Source organism: Paradesertivirga mongoliensis (assembly GCF_024436395.1).
Lineage (GTDB): Bacteria > Bacteroidota > Bacteroidia > Sphingobacteriales > Sphingobacteriaceae > Paradesertivirga > Paradesertivirga mongoliensis.
On sequence record NZ_JAFMZO010000005.1, the window covers coordinates 1 to 21,008 of the forward strand.

General features: G+C 40.5%; 18 protein-coding genes. 8 read left to right on the top strand and 10 right to left on the bottom strand.

Going from position 1 to position 21,008, the window contains the following annotated elements:
• Positions 1–581 precede the first annotated feature (581 nt).
• The 6 genes from J3P43_RS18210 to J3P43_RS18235 all read left to right on the top strand — a co-directional run bounded on the left by J3P43_RS18210 (position 582) and on the right by J3P43_RS18235 (position 6,523).
• Entirely contained in the window at positions 582–1,412 is an 831-nt protein-coding gene (locus J3P43_RS18210; RefSeq protein WP_369414812.1) for an outer membrane protein assembly factor BamD, read from the top strand.
• Between the two features lie 7 nt (positions 1,413–1,419).
• Positions 1,420–1,746, top strand: a complete 327-nt coding sequence (locus J3P43_RS18215; protein WP_255905127.1) for a DNA-directed RNA polymerase subunit omega — start codon at positions 1,420–1,422, stop codon at positions 1,744–1,746.
• 84 nt (positions 1,747–1,830) lie between these two features.
• Positions 1,831–3,033 carry a bifunctional phosphopantothenoylcysteine decarboxylase/phosphopantothenate--cysteine ligase CoaBC gene (gene coaBC / locus J3P43_RS18220; RefSeq protein WP_255905129.1) on the top strand — a complete coding sequence of 401 codons (1,203 nt, stop codon included), beginning with the start codon at positions 1,831–1,833 and terminating at the stop codon, positions 3,031–3,033.
• Entirely contained in the window at positions 3,026–3,934 is a 909-nt protein-coding gene (gene porD / locus J3P43_RS18225) for a type IX secretion system protein PorD (RefSeq protein ID WP_255905131.1), read from the top strand. Before coaBC ends, porD begins: the two co-directional genes overlap by 8 nt.
• A 23-nt stretch (positions 3,935–3,957) precedes the next feature.
• Positions 3,958–5,628 (top strand): DNA repair protein RecN, encoded by a 1,671-nt coding sequence (gene recN, locus J3P43_RS18230; RefSeq protein WP_255905133.1) that lies wholly within the window; start codon positions 3,958–3,960, stop codon positions 5,626–5,628.
• Between the two features lie 73 nt (positions 5,629–5,701).
• Complete coding sequence (locus J3P43_RS18235; protein WP_255905135.1) at positions 5,702–6,523, top strand: enoyl-ACP reductase FabI; 822 nt, start codon at positions 5,702–5,704, stop codon at positions 6,521–6,523.
• 48 nt (positions 6,524–6,571) lie between these two features.
• Here J3P43_RS18235 and J3P43_RS18240 read toward each other — a convergent pair whose 3' ends face one another.
• The 5 genes from J3P43_RS18240 to mnmL all read right to left on the bottom strand — a co-directional run bounded on the left by J3P43_RS18240 (position 6,572) and on the right by mnmL (position 12,682).
• A complete protein-coding gene (locus tag J3P43_RS18240; protein WP_255905137.1) occupies positions 6,572–6,958 on the bottom strand; it encodes a hypothetical protein in 387 nt (128 codons plus the stop codon).
• Between the two features lie 117 nt (positions 6,959–7,075).
• Complete coding sequence (locus J3P43_RS18245) at positions 7,076–8,179, bottom strand: porin (protein ID WP_255905139.1); 1,104 nt, start codon at positions 8,177–8,179, stop codon at positions 7,076–7,078.
• A 71-nt stretch (positions 8,180–8,250) separates the two neighbouring features.
• Positions 8,251–9,663, bottom strand: a complete 1,413-nt coding sequence (locus J3P43_RS18250; protein ID WP_255905141.1) for an ammonium transporter — start codon at positions 9,661–9,663, stop codon at positions 8,251–8,253.
• Between the two features lie 300 nt (positions 9,664–9,963).
• Positions 9,964–11,277: an ammonium transporter gene (locus tag J3P43_RS18255; RefSeq protein WP_255905143.1), complete on the bottom strand. Its 1,314-nt coding sequence runs from the start codon at positions 11,275–11,277 to the stop codon at positions 9,964–9,966.
• A gap of 433 nt (positions 11,278–11,710) precedes the next feature.
• A complete protein-coding gene (gene mnmL, locus J3P43_RS18260) occupies positions 11,711–12,682 on the bottom strand; it encodes a tRNA modification radical SAM protein MnmL/YtqA (RefSeq protein WP_255905145.1) in 972 nt (323 codons plus the stop codon).
• 129 nt (positions 12,683–12,811) lie between these two features.
• Between mnmL and corA the strand changes: the two genes are divergently transcribed.
• Positions 12,812–13,765 carry a magnesium/cobalt transporter CorA gene (gene corA, locus J3P43_RS18265; RefSeq protein ID WP_255905147.1) on the top strand — a complete coding sequence of 318 codons (954 nt, stop codon included), beginning with the start codon at positions 12,812–12,814 and terminating at the stop codon, positions 13,763–13,765.
• An 80-nt stretch (positions 13,766–13,845) separates the two neighbouring features.
• The gene (locus J3P43_RS18270) at positions 13,846–14,565 is read left to right on the top strand and encodes a DUF72 domain-containing protein (protein WP_255905149.1); all 720 of its coding nucleotides are present in this window, start codon (positions 13,846–13,848) and stop codon (positions 14,563–14,565) included.
• 5 nt (positions 14,566–14,570) lie between these two features.
• On the opposite strand, the gene J3P43_RS18275 is transcribed toward J3P43_RS18270, so the two are convergent.
• From J3P43_RS18275 to dnaE, 5 genes are all read right to left on the bottom strand, one after another.
• The gene (locus tag J3P43_RS18275) at positions 14,571–15,107 is read right to left on the bottom strand and encodes a hypothetical protein (protein WP_255905151.1); all 537 of its coding nucleotides are present in this window, start codon (positions 15,105–15,107) and stop codon (positions 14,571–14,573) included.
• A gap of 64 nt (positions 15,108–15,171) precedes the next feature.
• Positions 15,172–16,095 carry a DUF58 domain-containing protein gene (locus J3P43_RS18280; protein ID WP_255905153.1) on the bottom strand — a complete coding sequence of 308 codons (924 nt, stop codon included), beginning with the start codon at positions 16,093–16,095 and terminating at the stop codon, positions 15,172–15,174.
• A gap of 92 nt (positions 16,096–16,187) precedes the next feature.
• A complete protein-coding gene (gene trxA, locus J3P43_RS18285) occupies positions 16,188–16,508 on the bottom strand; it encodes a thioredoxin (protein WP_255905155.1) in 321 nt (106 codons plus the stop codon).
• An 80-nt stretch (positions 16,509–16,588) separates the two neighbouring features.
• On the bottom strand, positions 16,589–17,197 hold the full coding sequence (locus J3P43_RS18290; protein WP_255905157.1) for a hypothetical protein: 609 nt from the start codon (positions 17,195–17,197) through the stop codon (positions 16,589–16,591).
• A gap of 80 nt (positions 17,198–17,277) precedes the next feature.
• Positions 17,278–20,850 (bottom strand): DNA polymerase III subunit alpha, encoded by a 3,573-nt coding sequence (gene dnaE, locus J3P43_RS18295; protein WP_255905159.1) that lies wholly within the window; start codon positions 20,848–20,850, stop codon positions 17,278–17,280.
• Positions 20,851–21,008: the final 158 nt, after the last annotated feature.

A 21,008-nucleotide genomic window follows, 5' to 3' on the forward strand; every position in this document is an offset into this window, starting at 1 on the left:
TATCAAGACTTTATTTTTTAAATCGCCCTTGATCATACTTTCCTTCTCTGTCAAAACCGCTTCAGTTCGCCCCCTTCCTCGCGATGGGGTTACAAAGATAACCCTTTTATCATTGCAAGGCAAGGGTTTTATTAGGCTTTTTATACATTAAAAGATCCGGATCATCCGATCATGTACTTATATGTATATTATAACACGTTATGACCGGAGTGTTCTGAGCGATATGCAAAAGGAATGATTTCTAAAGGCCACACATAGTTAGCCCCGATAGTAACGGTTACCCCGAACGGAGGTCTGCCGAGCGATGGGGTGAGGAGTAAAAGTGAATAGCGGGACCGGCGGAAAAAGACCCGAAGAAGTTTGCGCTTCTAAACCACAAAGATACTCCTTATATATATGTATCGTTTTATATCTTATAATGACTTAGCGGCAGATTGTTAAAGTTTGTTAAAGCGAGGAGTCAGATGCTTATTTTGGATACTTTAGGAGCGCTATTAAAATATTGAAATTAAATTGAATTAACCTATCTTTGCGCGATGTTTAAAAACAAGCAATTTTTAACGTATTGTTTTATATTGTTGATGACGGTTCTTACTGGCTGCAAAAGCAAGTTTGAAAAGTTACAGGAAAGCACCAATACGGCTAAGAAATATCAGGAAGCCCTGCGCCTGTATAATAAGGGTGATTATAATAAGGCCTTAATTTTATTTGATGATCTGATGCAAAGGTATCGTGGAATGAAGGAGGCTGAAGATTTGTCGTACTACTTTGCCTATACGCACTATAAATTAAAAGACTACGCTACTGCACGTTACCAGTTTAAGGTTTTTGCTGATACTTACCCTAACAGTCCGAAAGCTGAAGAAAGCCGCTTTATATCGGCATATTGTTATTACCTGGAATCTCCTAACTATACTTTAGATCAGGAAAATACCATACGGGCCATTGAGGCCTTGCAATTGTTTATTAATCTTTACCCTAAAAGTGAGCGGGTAGCGGAGGCAAGCACGCTGATTAATAATTTACGCGATAAGCTTGAGAAGAAATCGTATGCCAATGCCAGATTATTTTATGATATTGGTGATTATAAATCGGCAGTAATTGCGTTCAGAAATTCAATAAGGGATTTCCCGGACACGAAATACGCGGAGGAAATGGAATATTTGACGGTAAAGGCACAACAACTTTATGCTCAGAACAGTTTAGAGACTAAGCAGGAAGAACGTTTTAATGAGGCGATTGGTTATGCTACCGAGTTCGAGGAAGATTATCCGAATAGCCCTTACCTGAAAGAGGTACAGGCGATAAAGAGGAAATCAGAACAAGATATTATTAACGTAAAGAAATTATTGGCGACTATGATGTCGCCGCAGGATAAAGCGAAACAGGCAGATACATTACAAAAAGATTAAGAGCAGTATGAATACACCAAAAAATACAATACCAACCAGCACTATTACCAGAGATGTTCGTCAGTTGGATGAGAAAACAGACAACATTTATGAGTCTTTAGTAATTATTGCAAAAAGAGCCAATCAGATTTCTAACAATCTGAAAGAAGAGCTGAATGGTAAACTATCAGAGTTTGCATCGTCTAACGATAATCTGGAAGAGATTTTCGAGAACCGCGAGCAGATCGAAATATCTAAGCATTACGAGCGGTTACCAAAACCGACTTTGATTGCGGTTGATGAATTTCTGAACGACAAAGTCTATTTCAGAAACCCATCTAAAGAGCAGGGATAACATAATCTCTTTCTTCAAAGAATGCCTTTTGAATTGATCTGTCAATTTAAAAGGCATTTTTTATGTAAGTTTGAGCATACTTATATGCTTAAAGGGAAAAATATATTACTCGGCATTTGCGGCAGTATAGCCAGCTATAAATCGGCCACCCTGGTTAGATTGCTGGTTAAAGAAGGCGCCACCGTAAAGGTGATTATGACGACTGATGCGAAGAACTTCATCACTCCTCTTACGCTTTCTACTCTTTCTAAGAATCCTGTCTACTCCGACTATTTTAACAAAAGTACCGGGGAATGGAATAACCATGTTGATTTTGGGCTTTGGGCAGACTATTTGATAATAGCACCCGCTACTGCTAACACCTTAGCTAAACTGGCGAACGGTTTGTGCGATAACTTACTTGCTGCCACCTATCTGTCTGCCAGATGCCCTGTATACTTCGCTCCTGCTATGGATCTGGATATGTGGAAGCATTCTTCCACCCAACAGAACATCGAAAAGCTATTGGGGTATGGGAACGTTTTAATCAAGCCGGCATATGGTGAGCTGGCGAGTGGTCTAACCGGTGAAGGCCGTATGGCAGAACCCGAACAGATTGTTGCTTTTCTTGAAGCTCATTTAAAAAGCAATTTGCCATTAGCTGGAAAAAAGGCTTTGGTGACTGCAGGACCAACTTATGAACCGATTGACCCGGTACGATTCATTGGCAATCATTCGTCGGGCAAGATGGGTTTTGCAATTGCTGAGGAATTATGCAAACAAGGCGCAGAAGTAGTATTGGTTTGCGGGCCAAGCGGAGAAAAAACAATAAATAGAAGCATAGTGCGTATTGATGTAGGATCGTCTGTAGAAATGAATGCTGCGGTTCAACAACATTTTAAAGAAAGCGACATCACCATTATGGGCGCTGCGGTAGCCGACTACCGCCCTAAAGAAGTTGCAAGAGAAAAGATAAAGAAAGAGAGCAGCGAATTTATGCTCGAACTGGTTAAGACCACGGATATACTTTCGGAACTGGGCAAAATAAAACGGTCCGGACAAGTATTGATTGGTTTTGCACTGGAGACCGAGAACGAAGAGGAGAATGCACGAAAAAAGCTTCAAAAAAAGAACCTGGACTTTGTAGTACTAAACTCTTTGCAGGATAGTGGAGCCGGATTCAAAACTGATACCAATAAAGTAACTATTATAGATAAAGATGCGGGCATTGAAAAATATCCGTTAAAAACGAAATCAGAAGTAGCTAAAGACATCTGCAATAAAATTATTCAACTGTACAATGTTTAAACGTTTTGTCATCACCTTGATCGCTGTAATTAACCTATCGACTGCAGTACAGGCGCAGGAATTGAATGCAAGAGTCCAAATTCTGTCGCCACAGATTCAGAATACAAATAAAAGGGTGTTAGATGTTTTGGAGACATCTATTCGCGATTTTTTAAATACAAGAAGATGGTCGCCGGATAACTTCCAGGTGCAGGAACGAATAGATTGTAATTTCGTCATTAATATCACAGAATGGGATGGCGGGGCGAACTTTAGAGCGGATGCACAAATACAATCTACCCGGCCAGTTTATGGTACGACATTCAATAGCACCGTATTTAACTACAGCGATAAAGAGTTCAGTTTTAATTATACGGAGGGCCAGCCTCTTGATTTTTCTGATCAAAATTACATCAACAATCTAAGCTCGCTACTTGCGTTTTACGCCAATATTATCGTGGGGCTGGATTATGATACTTTTTCAAGATATGGTGGCAGCCCTTTGTTTGCAAAAGCCCAAACCATTGTAAATAATGCTCAAAACGCCCCTTTCCCCGGATGGAAAGCTTTTGAGAATCTGAGAAACCGATATTGGTTGGCGGAAAACTTAACTAATAAGGCATATAACCCGATACGGGAAGTGTTGTATAATTATCATAGACATGGCCTGGATATTATGTACGACAACCAATCTAAGGGAAGAAAAGAAATCATGAGCTTGCTTCCACAACTTCAGAAAATCGACAAGCAGAAGCAGGGCTCGATGCTAAGCCAGATCTTCTTCACGTCAAAAGCTGATGAGCTGGTAAACTTATTGAGCCAATCAGATCCGCGAGATAGAATGAACGCCTATAATATTCTTACTGTATTGGATCCGCCGAATGTTACTAAATATGAAGTATTAAAAAATACAAGGCGCTAAACTGAAATTGTTATTTGATCTGCATGCTTAATCGCCTTATTATTCAAAACTACGCTTTAATAGACGATCTCGATATATCGTTCTCTAAGGGGTTAAATATACTTACGGGAGAAACGGGAGCTGGTAAATCTATTATTCTAGGTGCCTTGTCGCTCATATTGGGAAACCGGGTCGAAGGGCGGTATTTTTTCAACCAGCAAAAAAAATGTATCATAGAAGGAAGCTTTAAGATAGATGGGTATAAACTGCAGGACTTCTTCGGGCAAAATGAACTGGATTATGAAACAGAGACCGTTCTGAGACGGGAAATTTCATCGGAAGGAAAGTCGCGGGCCTTCATTAACGACACGCCTGTAAATCTGGCTACATTAAAACAGTTGGGTGAACTGCTGATCGATATCCATTCGCAGCACGCTACCTTCGAAATAAACAATGAAAGCTTCCAGCGCCTGGTTGTTGATACGCTGGCAGCGAACGAAGCGCTGTTAAAAGAATACCAAAAGCTTTTTAACAGTTACAAAGAAAAGAAAGCAAGATTAAGCGAACTGATAGACGCCGGTAAAAAAGCGAATATAGAACTGGACTACCTCCAGTTTCAATTTGAGGAATTGGAAAAGGTTAATCTTATTGAGGGTGAGCAGGAAAAGCTTGAGCATGAACTACAAACTTTAAGCCATGCGGAAGAAATTAAACGCAATCTGCTTGGCGCTTCCTATCTGCTGAGCGAGAGCGAGCAGGCAGTGATTGCGCGTCTGAGAGAGTCGCTAACCCAAGTACAACAAGCCGGCAAATACCTTCCAGAATCTGAGCTACTGGCAGAAAGGCTACAAAGCAGCTTGATTGAATTGAAGGATATTGTCTCGGAGATTGAACTACTTGAACAAAAAACAGTGGTTAATGAGGCACGCTCTTCAGAAATCAGTACGCGATTGAGTTCGATCTACAGCCTTCAGAAGAAACACCATGTAAATACAGTTACAGAGTTACTGGAGATTCAGCGTACGCTTTCAGACAAAATCGAATCGATTTCATTCACTGAAGAAGAAATATCAAGCCTGGAAGAGGAAGTAAAAAATCATCATGCAGAGCTTCTGATAGTTTCCGAGACTTTATCTGCAAGCAGAACGGAAATAATCCCGACCATAGAGAACAAGGTAAAAGAAACTCTTGCAGAAGTGGGGATGCTTAATTCTGTGCTCAAGATCAATAATCAGCTTTTAGATGAGAACTCATTGAACGCCTTTGGGAGAAACAAGATCGAATTCTTCTTCTCTGCAAATAAGGGGCAGGAACCAGCGCCGATGAGTAAGGTAGCATCCGGTGGAGAATTATCAAGGTTAATGCTGAGTATAAAATCCTTAATAACTACACATATTGCTCTACCTACCATCATTTTTGATGAGATAGACACCGGGATTTCGGGCGAGGTTGCTTTAAAGGTTGGAGTAATCATGGAACGTTTATCGGCAAATATGCAAGTGATCGCCATAACTCACCTTCCGCAGATAGCTAGCAAAGGCGAAGCCCATTACTGCGTTTATAAAGACGACCGCGAAGATAAAACACATACCAACATCCGCCTACTAAACGGCCATGAAAGGGTTTTGGAGATTGGCAAAATGCTGAGCGGTGAGACTCCAGGAGAAGCGGCTTTACAGCATGCCAAAGAATTGCTGAGTTTGAGTGACGGATAATAAATTCAATTTTACTCTTATCAATCGGCACCAAACCAATTAATTCATTATTTTAGCCAACCAAATTTGAAATATGGCTTACAACTTATTAAAAGGAAAACGCGGGATAATAACTGGAGCGTTAGATCAGAATTCTATTGCCTGGAAGGTTGCTGAAAAGGCGCACGAAGAGGGCGCTACTTTCGTATTAACCAACGCGCCGATAGCAATGCGCATGGGCGAAATAAATAGCCTTGCAGAGAAGACTAATTCACAGATTATTCCTGCTGATGCCACCAATGTGGATGAGTTGACTAATCTGTTTGTTCAGTCGCAGGAAATTCTGGGTGGAAAGATCGATTTTGTGCTTCACTCAATAGGGATGAGTATAAATATTCGTAAGAAGATTCCATATACAGACTCAAACTACGACTACTATATGAAAGGCCTTGATGTGTCTGCTTTATCATTTCACAAAATGCTTAGTGTGGCTAAAAAGCTCGATGCTATCAGCGAATGGGGAAGCGTAGTGGCTCTTACTTATATGGCGGCCCAACGTACTTATCCATTCTACACCGATATGGCAGATATCAAAGCAATGCTGGAATCAATTGCCCGCAGCTTTGGGTATCATTACGGAGTTGAGAAAAAAGTTCGTATTAATACTGTGTCACAATCGCCGACTAAAACTACAGCGGGTACTGGAATAAAGGGATTTGGGGATTTTTATGATTATGCCGATGCAATTGCTCCACTTGGAAACGCCGACGCAGAATCATGCGCTGATTATTGTATCACATTATTCTCTGATCTTACCAGGATGGTAACTATGCAGAATCTTTTCCATGACGGAGGATATTCATCTACTGGAGTAAGTGATGCTATAATGTCTAAATTGGGAGTAGAAAGTAAATAGACGTTTAAAAGACTAACAAAAAAGGCCGATAAACATCGGCCTTTTTTGCTAGAAATCAGATTCCATCAGAACAATTTTTACGGTCATGCCCGGAGGTGGGGAGACCGTTCCCAGTCCATCGTACTCCTGCACTTCCAATACAACTTGTCCCGGACGGGTCACATAACTATACGAATCTCCATTATAGAGCTGAGGTATTTGCTCGTAGGTCCGATCGCCGAACGAAAGATACACCAACACTCCTCCCCTTTCATTCATGTAATCATCCAATTCCGGCACATTGATTGCTGTCGTGTAACTTCTTCCTCCGTTTAAAGGAACCCACTGTCCGGAACTTAAATTTACAATGATTGTCCGGTTAGGGATGATGTATTCTTTTTTGCAGGAGTTTATGAGCAAAATTACAGGCAGGCATAGTAGCAGTATCTTTTTCATATCTGTGTGTTTATTGATTAGATATGTTTTTAGTGGGAAAGGTTGCACCAGTAATGCTATAAAATAGCAAAGCCGGAAAAATCCGGCTTTGCTTAATTTAGAGTAAAGTTTAATTCCTTAAAAGGCGTAAACAACTGCCAGTGAAAATTGTGAAGCTGATTTGGTATCTGCACCTAAGCTTGTATTCTTCTTGAAAAACACATTCTCTGAAGCGTTATCAAATCTGATCTCCGGTATAAAAGTCAAGCCACCGGATTTAAGATTGCTGGATAGAGTGATTGCAGAAAATGAAGTACCCTCGATAGTCACATCATCTTCAGTTACATCTTTCCATTTAAAATACTCACCTCTCAATCCCAAGCTAAAGCCATTCGTTACTGAAACTTGAGGATAGAGGGCAATCCCACTGTAACCCCCTAAGTCATCAGGCATCGAATAGTCTGCTGCGTTTAATCCTAATTTAAACCTATCGGTAATTTGATAAGCGGTAGTCAAATCTAACACAGTACCAGAGCCATAGGTATCGTTACCTCCGTTAGCCTGTCCTGTTAAGACATTTAAATAAGCCGACCAACCTTCTATCGGTGTTAGGGCTAATTGAGCCCCAAAATGTGATACGCCATTAAAATCCTGATAAGTATTCCAGTCATTGAATAAACCAACCATCACACCTACTTTACTTGAAAGGGAAAAGTTTGCCTTAATTCCTGCATTCTGGAATGGACCATTAGTAAATAAGTAAGACGTGGAATAATTGTAATTACCTACCGGAGAGATAACTTCATACCCAACAAATGTGCCCATATAACCCGCCGTTACAGAAAACCTGTCGGTAAATGCATAAGTTGCATATAGATTTTGGATATTGAAAGAGTTCTCAGCGTTATCCTCATCAAAGTTTCCGTTGGGAATAGACTGATATTGCCCTCTTGGTCCGAATGACACTTCCCCTACAAAAGAAGCCTTTCCGGTGGTTTTCTTCAAAGCGACATCTATCATCCCGAGAGATATTGAGTTATTCTCTGTAGCGAAGCTTGTACCCGAATATCCATTTTCCGCTCTATATCCAATATTTCCAGGCTTGTAGCCAGAAAAATCATATTTATAATACGCATCTACCGACCCCGAAATAGTTAAAGGCGCAGAAACCGAAGCTGAATCCTGAGCATTAGCATATGATACACCAGCCAATGCAATTAACGAAAGTAGTTTTCTAAACATGTTGCTTTTTGTTAAATAAGGTTTGTTAATTTTAATGTTGCTTTTGTTATAAGGTTGTTTATTTAATCGAATTAGTCTTCTACCGCATCTTTTTCGAAAATTTTGATGTCGCGTTCAACAGTCTTCCCGTTATTATTCACTAATAATGTTCCCTGAACGTATTTTTCGTTATGTTGAGATGCGTCTAAGCCTAATTCCTCTTCTTCCTGGGATACACGGATTGGTTGAATCAGGTTAATCAACTTGAAGATTACAAATGACACGATGAAGCTATAGGCAACCACTATTCCGAGACCTTTCAACTGAGTAAAGAAGAACTCTGAATTACCGTAAAACCAACCGTCGTTACCAGCGCCGTTAACTGTTTTGGTTGCGAAGATGCCTGTAAGAATCATCCCCACGATACCGCCTAAGCCGTGGCAAGGAAACACATCTAATGTATCATCAAGAGATGATTTTTGCTTGTAATGAACCGCGATATTTGATATAATGGCTGCAATGAAACCAATGAAGATACTTTGTGGAATCGCAACAAATCCCGCAGCAGGAGTAATTGCTACTAAACCCACTACCGCTCCAATACAGAATCCAAGTACAGATGGTTTTTTTCCGCGGATCACATCAAAAAACATCCATGATAAACCTGCGGCCCCGGCAGCGGTATTTGTAGTCGCGAATGCAGATACTGCCAATGCGTTAGCTCCAAGAGCAGATCCAGCATTAAAACCAAACCATCCGAACCATAATAAACCGGTACCAATTAGCACGTAAGGGATATTAGCCGGAGGAATTTCTCGTTGTTCCAAATGTGATCTCCGACGCTTTAAAACTAAGGCTCCGGCCAATGCAGCGCAACCGGCAGAGATATGAACCACTGTCCCACCAGCAAAGTCAAGCACTCCTAATTGAAAAAGGAATCCTTCCGGATGCCAGCTCCAATGTGCCAAAGGTGCATATACAAATAAACTGAACAATACTATAAAGAGGATGTACGATGTAAATCTGATGCGCTCAGCAACAGCGCCCACAACCAATCCTGGGGTTATGATGGCGAACATTAACTGAAATAAGGCGAAAAGAGCCAGAGGGATTGTAGGAGCCAGACTCCATGGAGCTCCGGAGTTTACATCCTTGAAGAACAGGAAAGTAGACGGATCGCCGATGAAGCCATTAATCGAATTTCCGAAAGCCAGACTAAATCCTACCGTAACCCAAAGCACACTCACTACCCCTGCAGCCACTACGCTTTTGATCATAGTAGAGATTACGTTTTTACGATGAACCATTCCTCCGTAAAAAAATGCAAGACCCGGAGTCATCAAAAATACCAACGCAGTAGCTACCACAACCCAAGCGATGTCGGCGCCATTGTACGTTTTTCCGCCGTCATCAAAGTTTGGTAGCACCGGAATGAAGATTGATGCGAGAGCAACCCCTGCCAATACCAGGAAAGGAGCCGCTTGTTTAATTGAAAATTTACCCATTTGTTTAGTTTTTTAGTGTTGTTGAATAAAATCTGCAATAAAATTAGATATATTTTCGTAAAATCATAATTATTTCAAAATAAAAATCAATAAAATAATAAAAAAACCACCAAGTAAGTTAAAAACATCATAAAAATGCGTTGAAAAATAAAGCTAACATCAGATATTATATAAAAAACATACAATAACAACAAAAAAAGAGGGCTGACTTACGTCAAACCCTCCCAACACTAAACCAAAATTCAGAATTTAAATTCTTTTACATTTTATTTTCATAAAAAACCACCACAAATTCAATAATTACAACTCCTCATCGTGCTGACTCATGTCTAAACCTAACTCCTCATCTTCAGCTGTTACGCGCAACGGACTAATCGCATTAGTAACAACCAGCAATATATAGGCCCCAATAAAAGCAAATGCAGAAACCGCCACCAAGGCTATCAGATGCACAAAAAATAACTTAGTCTCGCCAAAATAAAGCCCATTACCTGTTGTATTAGCCGCATTAACGCCCTGATTGGCAAAAACCCCTGTTAGAAGCATACCTACCATCCCACCTACACCGTGACAAGGAAACACATCCAGAGTATCGTCAATATTAGTACGACTCCTCCATATCACCACCAGATTACTTACAACAGCCGCCACAACCCCAATAACGATTGAATGAGAAACACTAACAAAGCCTGCAGCCGGCGTAATCGCAACCAAACCCACTACCGCACCAATACATGCCCCCATGGCGGAAGGCTTCTTCCCTCTGGCTATGTCAAAAAATATCCAGGCCATCGCCGCTGCAGCAGAGGCTGTAGTTGTGGTAGCCAGAGCGGTGGCCGCTAGAGTCCCGGCCCCAACTGCCGACCCTGCATTAAAACCAAACCACCCGAACCACAGCAAGCCAGTTCCAAGAATCACATAACTTACACGAGCCGGAGTATGCTCAACGACGGTACGCTTCTTCAAAAACAAAGCAGAGGCAAGCGCAGCCCAACCCGCCGACATATGCACAACAGTACCTCCGGCAAAATCAAGCACCCCCAAACCAAACAATAAACCTTCGGGGTGCCAGGTGGCATGAGCCAATGGCACGTAAATACATATCATAAACAGACAAAGGAAAATGAGGTAAGAATTGAAGCGAATCCGCTCGGCAAAAGCCCCGGTGATCAATGCCGGCGTAATCACCGCAAATTTCAACTGAAACATTGCAAACAAAACCAAGGGAATAGTTGGAGCCAGAGACCACACCGCATTGCCAACCATACCTTTCATCATAAAGAACGTCCGCGGATCACCAATAATACCCAAGCCGCCTACATCCTCACCAAACGCGAGACTAAACCCAAAAACCACCCACAATACAGTTATCAAACCCATACACACCAAACTTTGCAACATAGTGGAAATCACATTTTTCTTTCTAACCATTCCGCCATAGAAATACGCAAGCCCGGGCGTCATCAACAACACCAATGCTGTGGCCACAAGCAACCAAGCCGTGTCGCCGGTATCAATCTTATTATCCGCCACATCCACAACTTCGACAGATGGAAAAAGAAGGCCAAGAATGACCGCCAAAACCAATAGAAAAAAAGGTAAAAATCGTTTCATTTTGATATATTTTAGGTTTTTATAAACTATATAGTTAAAAAATTAACTCTATCCAAAGAACACAATTAAATTTACTTAAAGCACTAGTAAATGATAAGGAAAAACGTCAATACAATTAATTTTATCATTCAAATAAACGATATATTTATTAAAAACAACAACAAAAGATTAATATTTTACCAATATTAACCAGAATAACCTAACGAATAAAGAAAAATACCACAAATTGTCGGGTTACAACAATAAAATAAACAAAAAAAATCGACTAATTACGAAAACCATATAAATGCAAGCGAAATAGCTCAGATAAAAGCAACAGAAGCAAGAAAACCGGAGTAGATGCAGTCAAAAAAACAGCAAGAGGAGAAAAATAAAGGAAGAAACACCGAACTAGCAGGCCCGGGTTTCGAGAGAGATTATTTCATAAAACGACCTAGGCAATAACCGGCAGATATTTCGACCCCTGCGTTATACCTCGTTGTTCCAGAGATTTATCAATATAGGTTTGGATCTGAGATTTTTTTACTCCCCAGTTCGGAGCTATCAAAAGGTCGTAATCTGCGATTCCGAATAAGCGCTGAAGTATAATATCCGGCCGCAACAGAGGAATGAATTCAGCAAGAAAATCGGTATATTCTTCTAAGCTAAACACTTTAAATGGCTCACGCTTATACAATACGCCCATAATCGAGCCTTCGACAATGTGAAGATGGTGAAGTTTCACAAATTTGATCTGGGGGAAACGATTAATTTCTTCTGCATAACGAAGCATCATCTCTTTAGTCTCCCACGGAAATCCGAAAATGGTATGAACGCATACGTCCAATCGAGAATTTTGAACCAAGCTTAAGGCCTGCTCTAATTCCTCGTGAGAGCATCCCCGGTTTATTTTTAAAAGAGTTTCGTTATAAATAGACTCCATACCCATTTCCAGATCCACATCCAGGCCCTGGTCGAGATAACTTTCCAAAAGAGCAACTTTTTCTGCATCTATACAATCCGGTCGCGTCCCAACAGATAGCCCTACAATATCGCCGGGGGCAATTTGCCTTGCAATGGCGATAGCTTCATCATACATCATCTTTAAATAATGTACCGGCGCATACGTGTTTGTATTAGGCTGAAAATAAACGATAAATTTTTCTGCTGCATAGCCGGTTCGGGCACGCTCTATCCCCCTCTCAATTTGTTCGCGGATATTAGGTGTACTCCGTGAAAGCTCAGGAGTAAAAGAATCCACGTTACAATACGAACACCCTCCAAACCCTTTGCTTCCATCTCTATTAGGACAAGTAAACCCACCATCGACAATGATTTTGAACACACGTTTACCGCCATACTTACCTTTTAAGTATGCACCATAAAAATTATAACTCTTTTGTCCAAAATCTACCGGTGTACCCATTAACTCAAATTATTTCGATGGCTAAGCTAAATAAGCGCAGCAACCTTAAATTTATTGCCGCTTTTATCTACTTTTAACTCTTGATGCAAAGATACAGATTCAATCTGGTGAAAAATTAGAAGGGTTTAGATGTTACGTATATATTATAAAAAAGATCGCCGCCTGGCCAAAGAAACAAATCTCGAACTGCTTAAAGAGATTCCGGTCGAAAACCTTATATGGGTGGACCTCCAAAACTCCACACCCGAGGAAAAATCTACAATCGAATCCTCCTTTGATATCAAGTACTCCTCAGAAGAAGAATCGCAGGAAATAGAAAGCTCGTCGCGGTTTAGCGAAGTTGAAGAAGAAATTATCATCAATTCAAACTTTCTCTCATTCCGCGAAAAGGGTTTTGCGTACTGTCCTGTATCGGTTGTATTGGAAAAAGGCATATTATTCACCTACCGGGATGATGATTTGAAAACATTCAGCGAATCTGTAAAAAAGATCAAGGCAAGTCCCGCATCTTACAGCAACGGCTTTCAGATACTTTTAACCCTTCTGGAAACATCCATAGATCTGGATGCTGATTTAATTGAAGGGCTCGCGAAACAAATCGCAGAACTAAATCAGCAACTAATTTTAAAAAAGAACCGCCCCGATGAGGAAATATTGATCCAGCTATCCTTATTTCAAAATGAAACCATGTCTCTTCGTGAAAACATAATCGACAAGCAGCGTCTGATCTCATCCCTGATGAAAAGCAATATCTTCCCTGAAGAATATAAAGGCGTACTACGGATCATGATAAGGGACATCAGCTCAATACTTGAACATAATAAATTTGCATTCGAACGCCTCGAATACCTACAAGACACCTTTATGGGTTTTGTAAATATTGAGCAAAACAGGATCATCAAGATCTTTACGGTTGCCACCGTTGCATTCATGCCTCCTACCCTTATTGCCAGCATCTACGGAATGAATTTCAAATTTATGCCCGAATTAAACTGGCATTACGGTTACATTTTCGCCACCCTGCTAATGTTCCTTTCATCGATTATTACATTGATTTTTTTCAGGAAGAAGAATTGGCTGTAAAACGAAGCGTGTTGATGTACATTTTAAAAGAAATGACAGGGCGAATTTAAACCGATCTGGTTTTATGCTGTTTACTTGAAATGATAAACTGGCATATCGGATGCTCCGGCTTTCACTACAAACACTGGAAAGGAACCTTTTATCCTGAGGATATGGCCCAAAGCAAATGGTTTGCCCATTATTGCCAGTTTTTCAATACTCTTGAATTAAATGTTTCTTTTTATCGCTTTCCAAAGCTATCAACCTTACAGGATTGGTATACAAAAAGTCCAGATGGATTTCGTTTTGCTGTAAAAGCTCCGAGGGCAATCACGCATTACAGGAAGTTTTCTGGAGCAAGAGATATGATAACAGATTTCTACGGGGTTGTCCGAGAGGGTCTGCGGGACAAACTTGGATGTGTTCTTTTTCAGCTTCCGCCGAATTATCATTATTCAGAAGAACGCCTGGCGAGAGTTACCGACAATCTCGACAACTCCTTTTTAAATGTAGTCGAATTCAGACATAACAGTTGGTGGCAGGATCAGGTATATGAATCTTTAAAAAACAAGAACATAACTTTTTGTGGTATGAGCCACCCTGATTTACCTAAAGATGTGGTGAGCAACACCCCGATGCTTTATCACAGAATGCACGGTGAAGGCATGTTATATGCATCAAATTACGATCGATCGCAACTTCAGAATCTGGCTGCCGAAATAAAATCGAGGGATAACATTCAAGAAGCTTATATCTTTTTCAACAACGACATCCACACTTATGCCGTTTACAACGCCCAAGACTTGCAAAAGATAGTGTGAAATGACTATTTTCTTGTCCAAAGTTCGATTAAGCCGCCCTCAGCCCCAAATACGGGATCTAACTTGGGCAGTGGCACATTTTTTATATTTTCGAGCGCGGAAGATCTCTCCTCTTCTTTCCCGTAATTCATATCGTATTCTCTACCATCAGGATAAGCCCCAACACATAAAAAATCAGCACTTCCGTTGATATTTTTGTGTGCAACGCCCGCCGGTATAATCACCACGTCGCCCCTCACCAATTCGACACAAGTCCCTTCTGGTCCGCCCAGATAGATATCGGCCATACCGCAAAAAACCCCAAGAACTTCATGAGTATTGCTATGATAATGGTCGTAATCGTAAACGGTATCTTTCCAGCAATTGCTCCAGTTATTATTTTTGAATAACTCGAGTATCGACTCAATATCATCACCAGGATGAAGACGTAAAGCCCCTTTATAAATCAAAACGGGCAGTATAGGATTATTCGGGAAACGTCCATCATCTTCAAAAACATGAGTCGCGATATGCCCATGGATTACTTCTGTAGTATTATTCATATAACATTTTAAACTATACTAACAGTTAAAGTCAGAAAAAAGATTTATTTATTACAAATGATAGTCAGATCATCCGGCCGCGCTTGATGAGATAAGAGTTTAAGACTGGGTAAAACCCTTCGTTTATATCTGCATTGATTAAATCGATGTGATACTGATTACACCTTTCCTCGAGTTCCTTCCTGAAAGCAGTAATCGATTCTGTATAAGTTTCCTTTACCTGCGACGGGTTTACTTTCAATTCTTCGCCTGTCTCCATATCAATAAAGTGATAGGGACGATTTTCGAAATTAAAATCAACTTCTTTTTTATAATCAAGTACATTAAATATCACTACTTCGTGTTTGTTATACTTCAAATGTTGAAGCGACGAAAAGATTTCGTTTAAACCATCCGCATCGGTTCCCGGGTCAAACATATCAGTAAAAATTATCACCAGCGAGCGCTTATGAATCAATTCTGCAATCTCATGAAGGGAATTTGCTACCGATGTTTTAACTCGTTTGCTCTCATAATGCATAAGTTTTTCGAGCTCCGAAAAAAGATATTTTTGATGAACTGCGGTAGATTTTGCAGGGGTGGAGAGCTCCAGTTTATCCGAGAAGCAGCTTAAACCGAAGGCATCGCGCTGTTTTTTGAATAAATACATCAAAGAGGCTGCCGCATATACTGAGAAAAGGAGCTTATTAAACTTCTTTTCAGGGAAATACATAGAGGATGATATATCCAAAACCAGCTGACAACGCAAATTAGTTTCTTCTTCAAAACGCTTTACGAAAAGCTTATCGGTTCTCCCGTATAATTTCCAGTCTATGTTTTTAACCGACTCACCGCTATTGTATTGCCTATGTTCTGCAAATTCAACCGAGAATCCATGAAATGGGCTTTTGTGCAGACCCGTGATAAAACCTTCTACCACCCGCCTTGCCAGCAACTCAAGGTTGCCAAAATCCTGTAGATCTGTATAGGTATTTAAATCCGGAAGCATAAAGCAATTTACAACTAAGTACAGGATTTACGGTTTGTGAGGACAAAAAAAATCCATCCGCTTTTCAGGGATGGATTTCTTGTTTCTTTGATTTAAGCTATTTGCTTGCTCAATTTATCAGCTAATACCGATTTCGGAACAGCACCTATTTGCTTATCAACTATTTCTCCGTTTTTGAAAAACAATAAAGCAGGAATATTTCTGATTCCGAACTTCATTGAAATGGCAGGATTATGATCCACATTTACTTTACCAACAACGGCCTTACCTTCATATTCTTTAGCCAGTTCTTCTACCAGCGGACCAACCATACGGCAAGGACCGCACCATTCTGCCCAAAAGTCTATAAGAACCGGTTTATCAGATTTTAACACTAATTCATCAAAATTTGCGTCTGTTATTTCTAAAGCCATGATATTATGTATTTATATTCAAACTTACATATACAAAAACCTAACCACAAATTTTGACGGACAATCTGACAGGGGGATGATTAAAAGAGGAAATGTATTTGGAATCCAAAGTTATTCAAAGCTCCGGAGCTATTCAGATGGAAACCTTGTTGGGTGGTTTCGGCACCATTATCAACATCTTTTCCTTTAGAATAGAGAGCCGAAGCATTAAGCAGATGAGCTTCAAGAGCCAAATGCTTTGATAGAAAGATTGCAACTCCTCCAGATGCTCCAACAGTGTAGATATTTGTTTTGATTTCTCTGGCTGAAGGAGTGTTTAAATATGCTTCTTCTGAGTATTGATAGCCTGCATTTGCGCCTGCGTAAGCATATAACTTTTTAAATAGGGGATAGTATTTTTGGTAAGATAATCCTCCGCCGTATAATTCAGATGTTAGGCTATAGCTATTTAGACTTTCAAATTTCTGACGGCCATAAGAACCGCTTATGCCGATTTTGACATTGTCTTTAATGAAGTGTCCGTAATTTAATAAATACTGATGCGAACTTTGCTTATCAGAACTATTGGGTTGTTCTGAATCACGGTTGTTGAGATTGACACCAAACCCAACAGAATTTGTTCCCTTGGTTTGTGAGTTGGCGTAAAGGCTGATGGCTGCAAATAGCGAAGCTAATAGGAATGTTTTCATATTCTAAGTGTTTTTTAGTTGGCGAAGATGTGCACTAAAGTTTACGCGGCCAAATATTTTAACATTCTTTAACTACATCATTAATTCAACTTGTAAGTAATATTCTGCAGCTTATGCAAATGTTCCAAAAATTCATTACTCGGGAAAATCTTTACACTTTTTGAGGGCATTTCTATCGCTATAGTTTCCTCAGAATCGAACACCGTGAATTTAAGCTGACAGTTACGCTGCGGATTTTGCTCGGTGTTGACACGAACCAGCTCGTCCATTTCTGTGATAAAGGTTTCGGACAGTTGTTGCAAGGGAAACTGAATAGTAAGGCATTTAGACATTTTATCCCTCAGCTCCGACAATAGATTTATGCTGGTAATTTTGAATTCCCAGTTATCCTTTTGCTTAAAACGCTCACATACATTTCCCCGTACCTGGATAAAATAACCGTCTGTAAAAAACTGTTTCAACTTCACATAATCCTCACCAAATAATACTACCTCGAAAGAATCACTATAATCTTCGAGAACCATCGATCCAAAAGGCTTCCCGGTTTTAGTTGTACGATGCTGTGCGTTTGAAACCAATCCACCAATTACGAGGTCTCTATTTTTGATTTTGTTGAATTCTTCGGTATCTGTTTCATTCAGCTCGCCACTTTTTGCACGGTTAATTAAAGCGAGGTGCTTCACCTGAAAGGTACAGAAGTGATCCATTTCAAATTTATAATTATCGAGCGGATGACCGGTGAGATAAATCCCAATCATATCTTTTTCGTACTTAAGCCTCTCGATCAATCCCCATTCAGGGCATTCGGGCATTTGGGGTTCAGAAATGTGAGCATCGGTAGTACCGCCAAAAAGAGACACCTGGGATGTATTTAAACTATTCTGATAGTCGTTATTATACTTTATCAGACGTTCAATACCATTATAAGGGGTATTATCGGGCCGGCAAAAGAACTGAGAGCGGTTATAGCCAAAACAATCAAACGCCCCGCTATAAACAAGATTTTCATACACCTTTTTGCTCACCGTTCTTGAGTTCACGCGTTTGGCAAAGTCGTTAATACTTACAAACGGACCATTTTCCACGCGCTCCTCCACAATACTTTCAACGGCCTTTTCACCAACGCCTTTAATACCTGACATTCCAAAACGGATTTCGCCTTTTTTGTTTACAGCGAAACTCAGGTTAGATTCATTAATATCCGGACCAAGAACCAGAATACCCATCTTTTTACTTTCTTCCATAAAGAAAGATATCTTCTCTATGTTATTCTGGTTATTCAATACGGCTGCCATGTACTCGGCAGGGTAATGGGCTTTTAAATAGGCTGTTTGATATGCAACAAACGCATAGCAGGTAGAGTGCGATTTATTGAAAGCATACTGGGCAAACGCTTCCCAATCGGTCCAAACTTTTTCTGCCACTTTGGTATCGTGGCCATTCAGTTTACAACCTTCCATAAACTGGGCTTTCATTTTGTTCAGCACTTCGATTTGCTTCTTACCCATCGCTTTCCGAAGCACATCTGCATCTCCTTTTGTGAAGTTGGCCAGCTTTTGCGATAAAAGCATCACCTGCTCCTGATATACCGTGATACCATAAGTTTCTTCAAGATGCTCCTGCATGTCGGCCAGGTCAAAACTTACTTCTTCCCTGCCATGCTTACGTGCAATAAATTTGGGGATATATTCTATCGGCCCCGGACGATAAAGTGCGTTCATGGCGATTAAGTCCTCAAACTTGTCGGGCTTCAGTTCTCTGAGATACATCTGCATACCATCACTTTCGAACTGAAAAGTACCGTTTGTATCGCCACGCTGATAGAGTTCAAAAGTTTTCTGATCGTCAAGCGGAATGTAATCTATATCGATCTCGACACCGTGATTGGCTTTAATTAATGTGAGCGCATTTTTTATAATAGTGAGCGTTTTAAGGCCCAAAAAGTCCATCTTAATTACCCCTGCATCTTCAATTACACGCCCATCGAATTGGGTAACCAAAAGATCAGAGTCTTTCATGGTTGCCACCGGGATAATATCTGTCAGATCGTATGGGGCAATGATAATTCCTGCCGCATGAATGCCGGTGTTTCGTACAGAACCTTCGAGCTTTTCAGCTTCCCGCAATACTTTTGCACGGACGTCATCGCCTTTTAAAATATCTTTTAGCTCTGCAACCTGGTCAAAAGCATCTTTTAATGTAATCCCCAACGTGTCGGGCACTAATTTCTTTAGTGCATTCACTTCCGACAGCGGAACATCGAGCACGCGCGCAACATCCTGAATACTCGTACGGGCAGCCATCGAACCATACGTAATGATCTGTGCTACCTGATTTTTCCCGTACTTATCCACCACATAATCGATCACTTTTTGGCGACCTTCATCATCAAAATCCGTATCAATATCGGGCATCGACTTTCTGTCGGGATTTAAAAACCGCTCGAAAAGCAGATTATATTTAATAGGATCGATGTTTGTAATGCCGATACAATAAGCCACTACAGAGCCAGCCGCGGACCCTCTACCCGGGCCAATAAAGACTCCTAAATCGCGCCCAGCCTTTATAAAATCGGCCACAATAAGAAAATAACCGGGAAAACCCATTATTCTGATCGTGTTCAGCTCAAAATCAAGACGTTCCTGAACTTCGGGTGTTATTTCTTTATAACGCTCCCTCGCACCCTCCATCGTCAGATGCCGCAGGTACTCCCATTGATTTAATACGTCATCACCATGAATTTTAAACTCAGGAGATATTGGAAAGTTGGGTAAAAGAATGTCTCTTTTTAATTTAAGGTGTTCTACCTTATCAACAATCTCATTGGTATTATCTAAAGCTTCCGGAAGATCATGAAACAGCTGCCCCATCTCCGCCTGCGTTTTAAAGTAGAACTGATCGTTAGGAAATCCAAACCGATAGCCTTTTCCGCCTTCCTCATCAGTGGCAATTGGCGTGCTTTGCATGTCGCCGGTATTTACACAAAGTAAAATATCGTGCGCATTGGAGTCTTGCTGATCCACATAATGCGAATCATTAGAGCAAATTATTTTGACATTATATTTCTTGGCAAATTTTAACAGAACATGATTAACCTTTTCTTGATCGGGAATGTTATGACGCTGAAGCTCGATATAATAGTCTTCACCAAAAATATCAAGCCACCATTTAAATTCCTTCTCCCCTTCTTCTTCGCCTTGCTTCAATATCGCCTGAGGTACGGAAGCACCGATACAGCAAGTTGTAGCGATAAGTCCCTCATGATGCTTGAGAATTAACTCCTTGTCAATCCGTGGCCATTTGCTGTATAGCCCTTCAATAAATCCATATGAGCAGAGCTTTACCAGATTTTGATAACCTTTGGGATTTTTAGCCAGAAACAACTGATGATGACGGATGTCTTTGTTTTCCTTGGTAAATTGCTTTTTATGCCTGTCGTCTACCACATAAAATTCGCAACCTACAATTGGCTTCACATTATGCTTTCCTGCTTCGGCAACAAACTTAAAAACACCAAACATATTTCCATGATCGGTGATAGCCAAAGCTTTCATACCATCGGCTGCAGCTTTTTTATAGAGCTTTGAAATATCTGCAGCTCCATCAAGAAGTGAAAATTGAGTATGAACGTGTAAATGAGAAAAATCCGGCATCAGCTAAGCTTCAAAAAAGAAGATCGAATTTAAGGAAAAAAGCCGAGGCAAAGGCTCGTGTTGAAAAATTTTCGAAGATCATCGGGTCACCAAAAAAATGTGTAATTTTTTCCCAATACATCAGAACCTTTCCACACCCCCGTTCGTATAAAAACCCT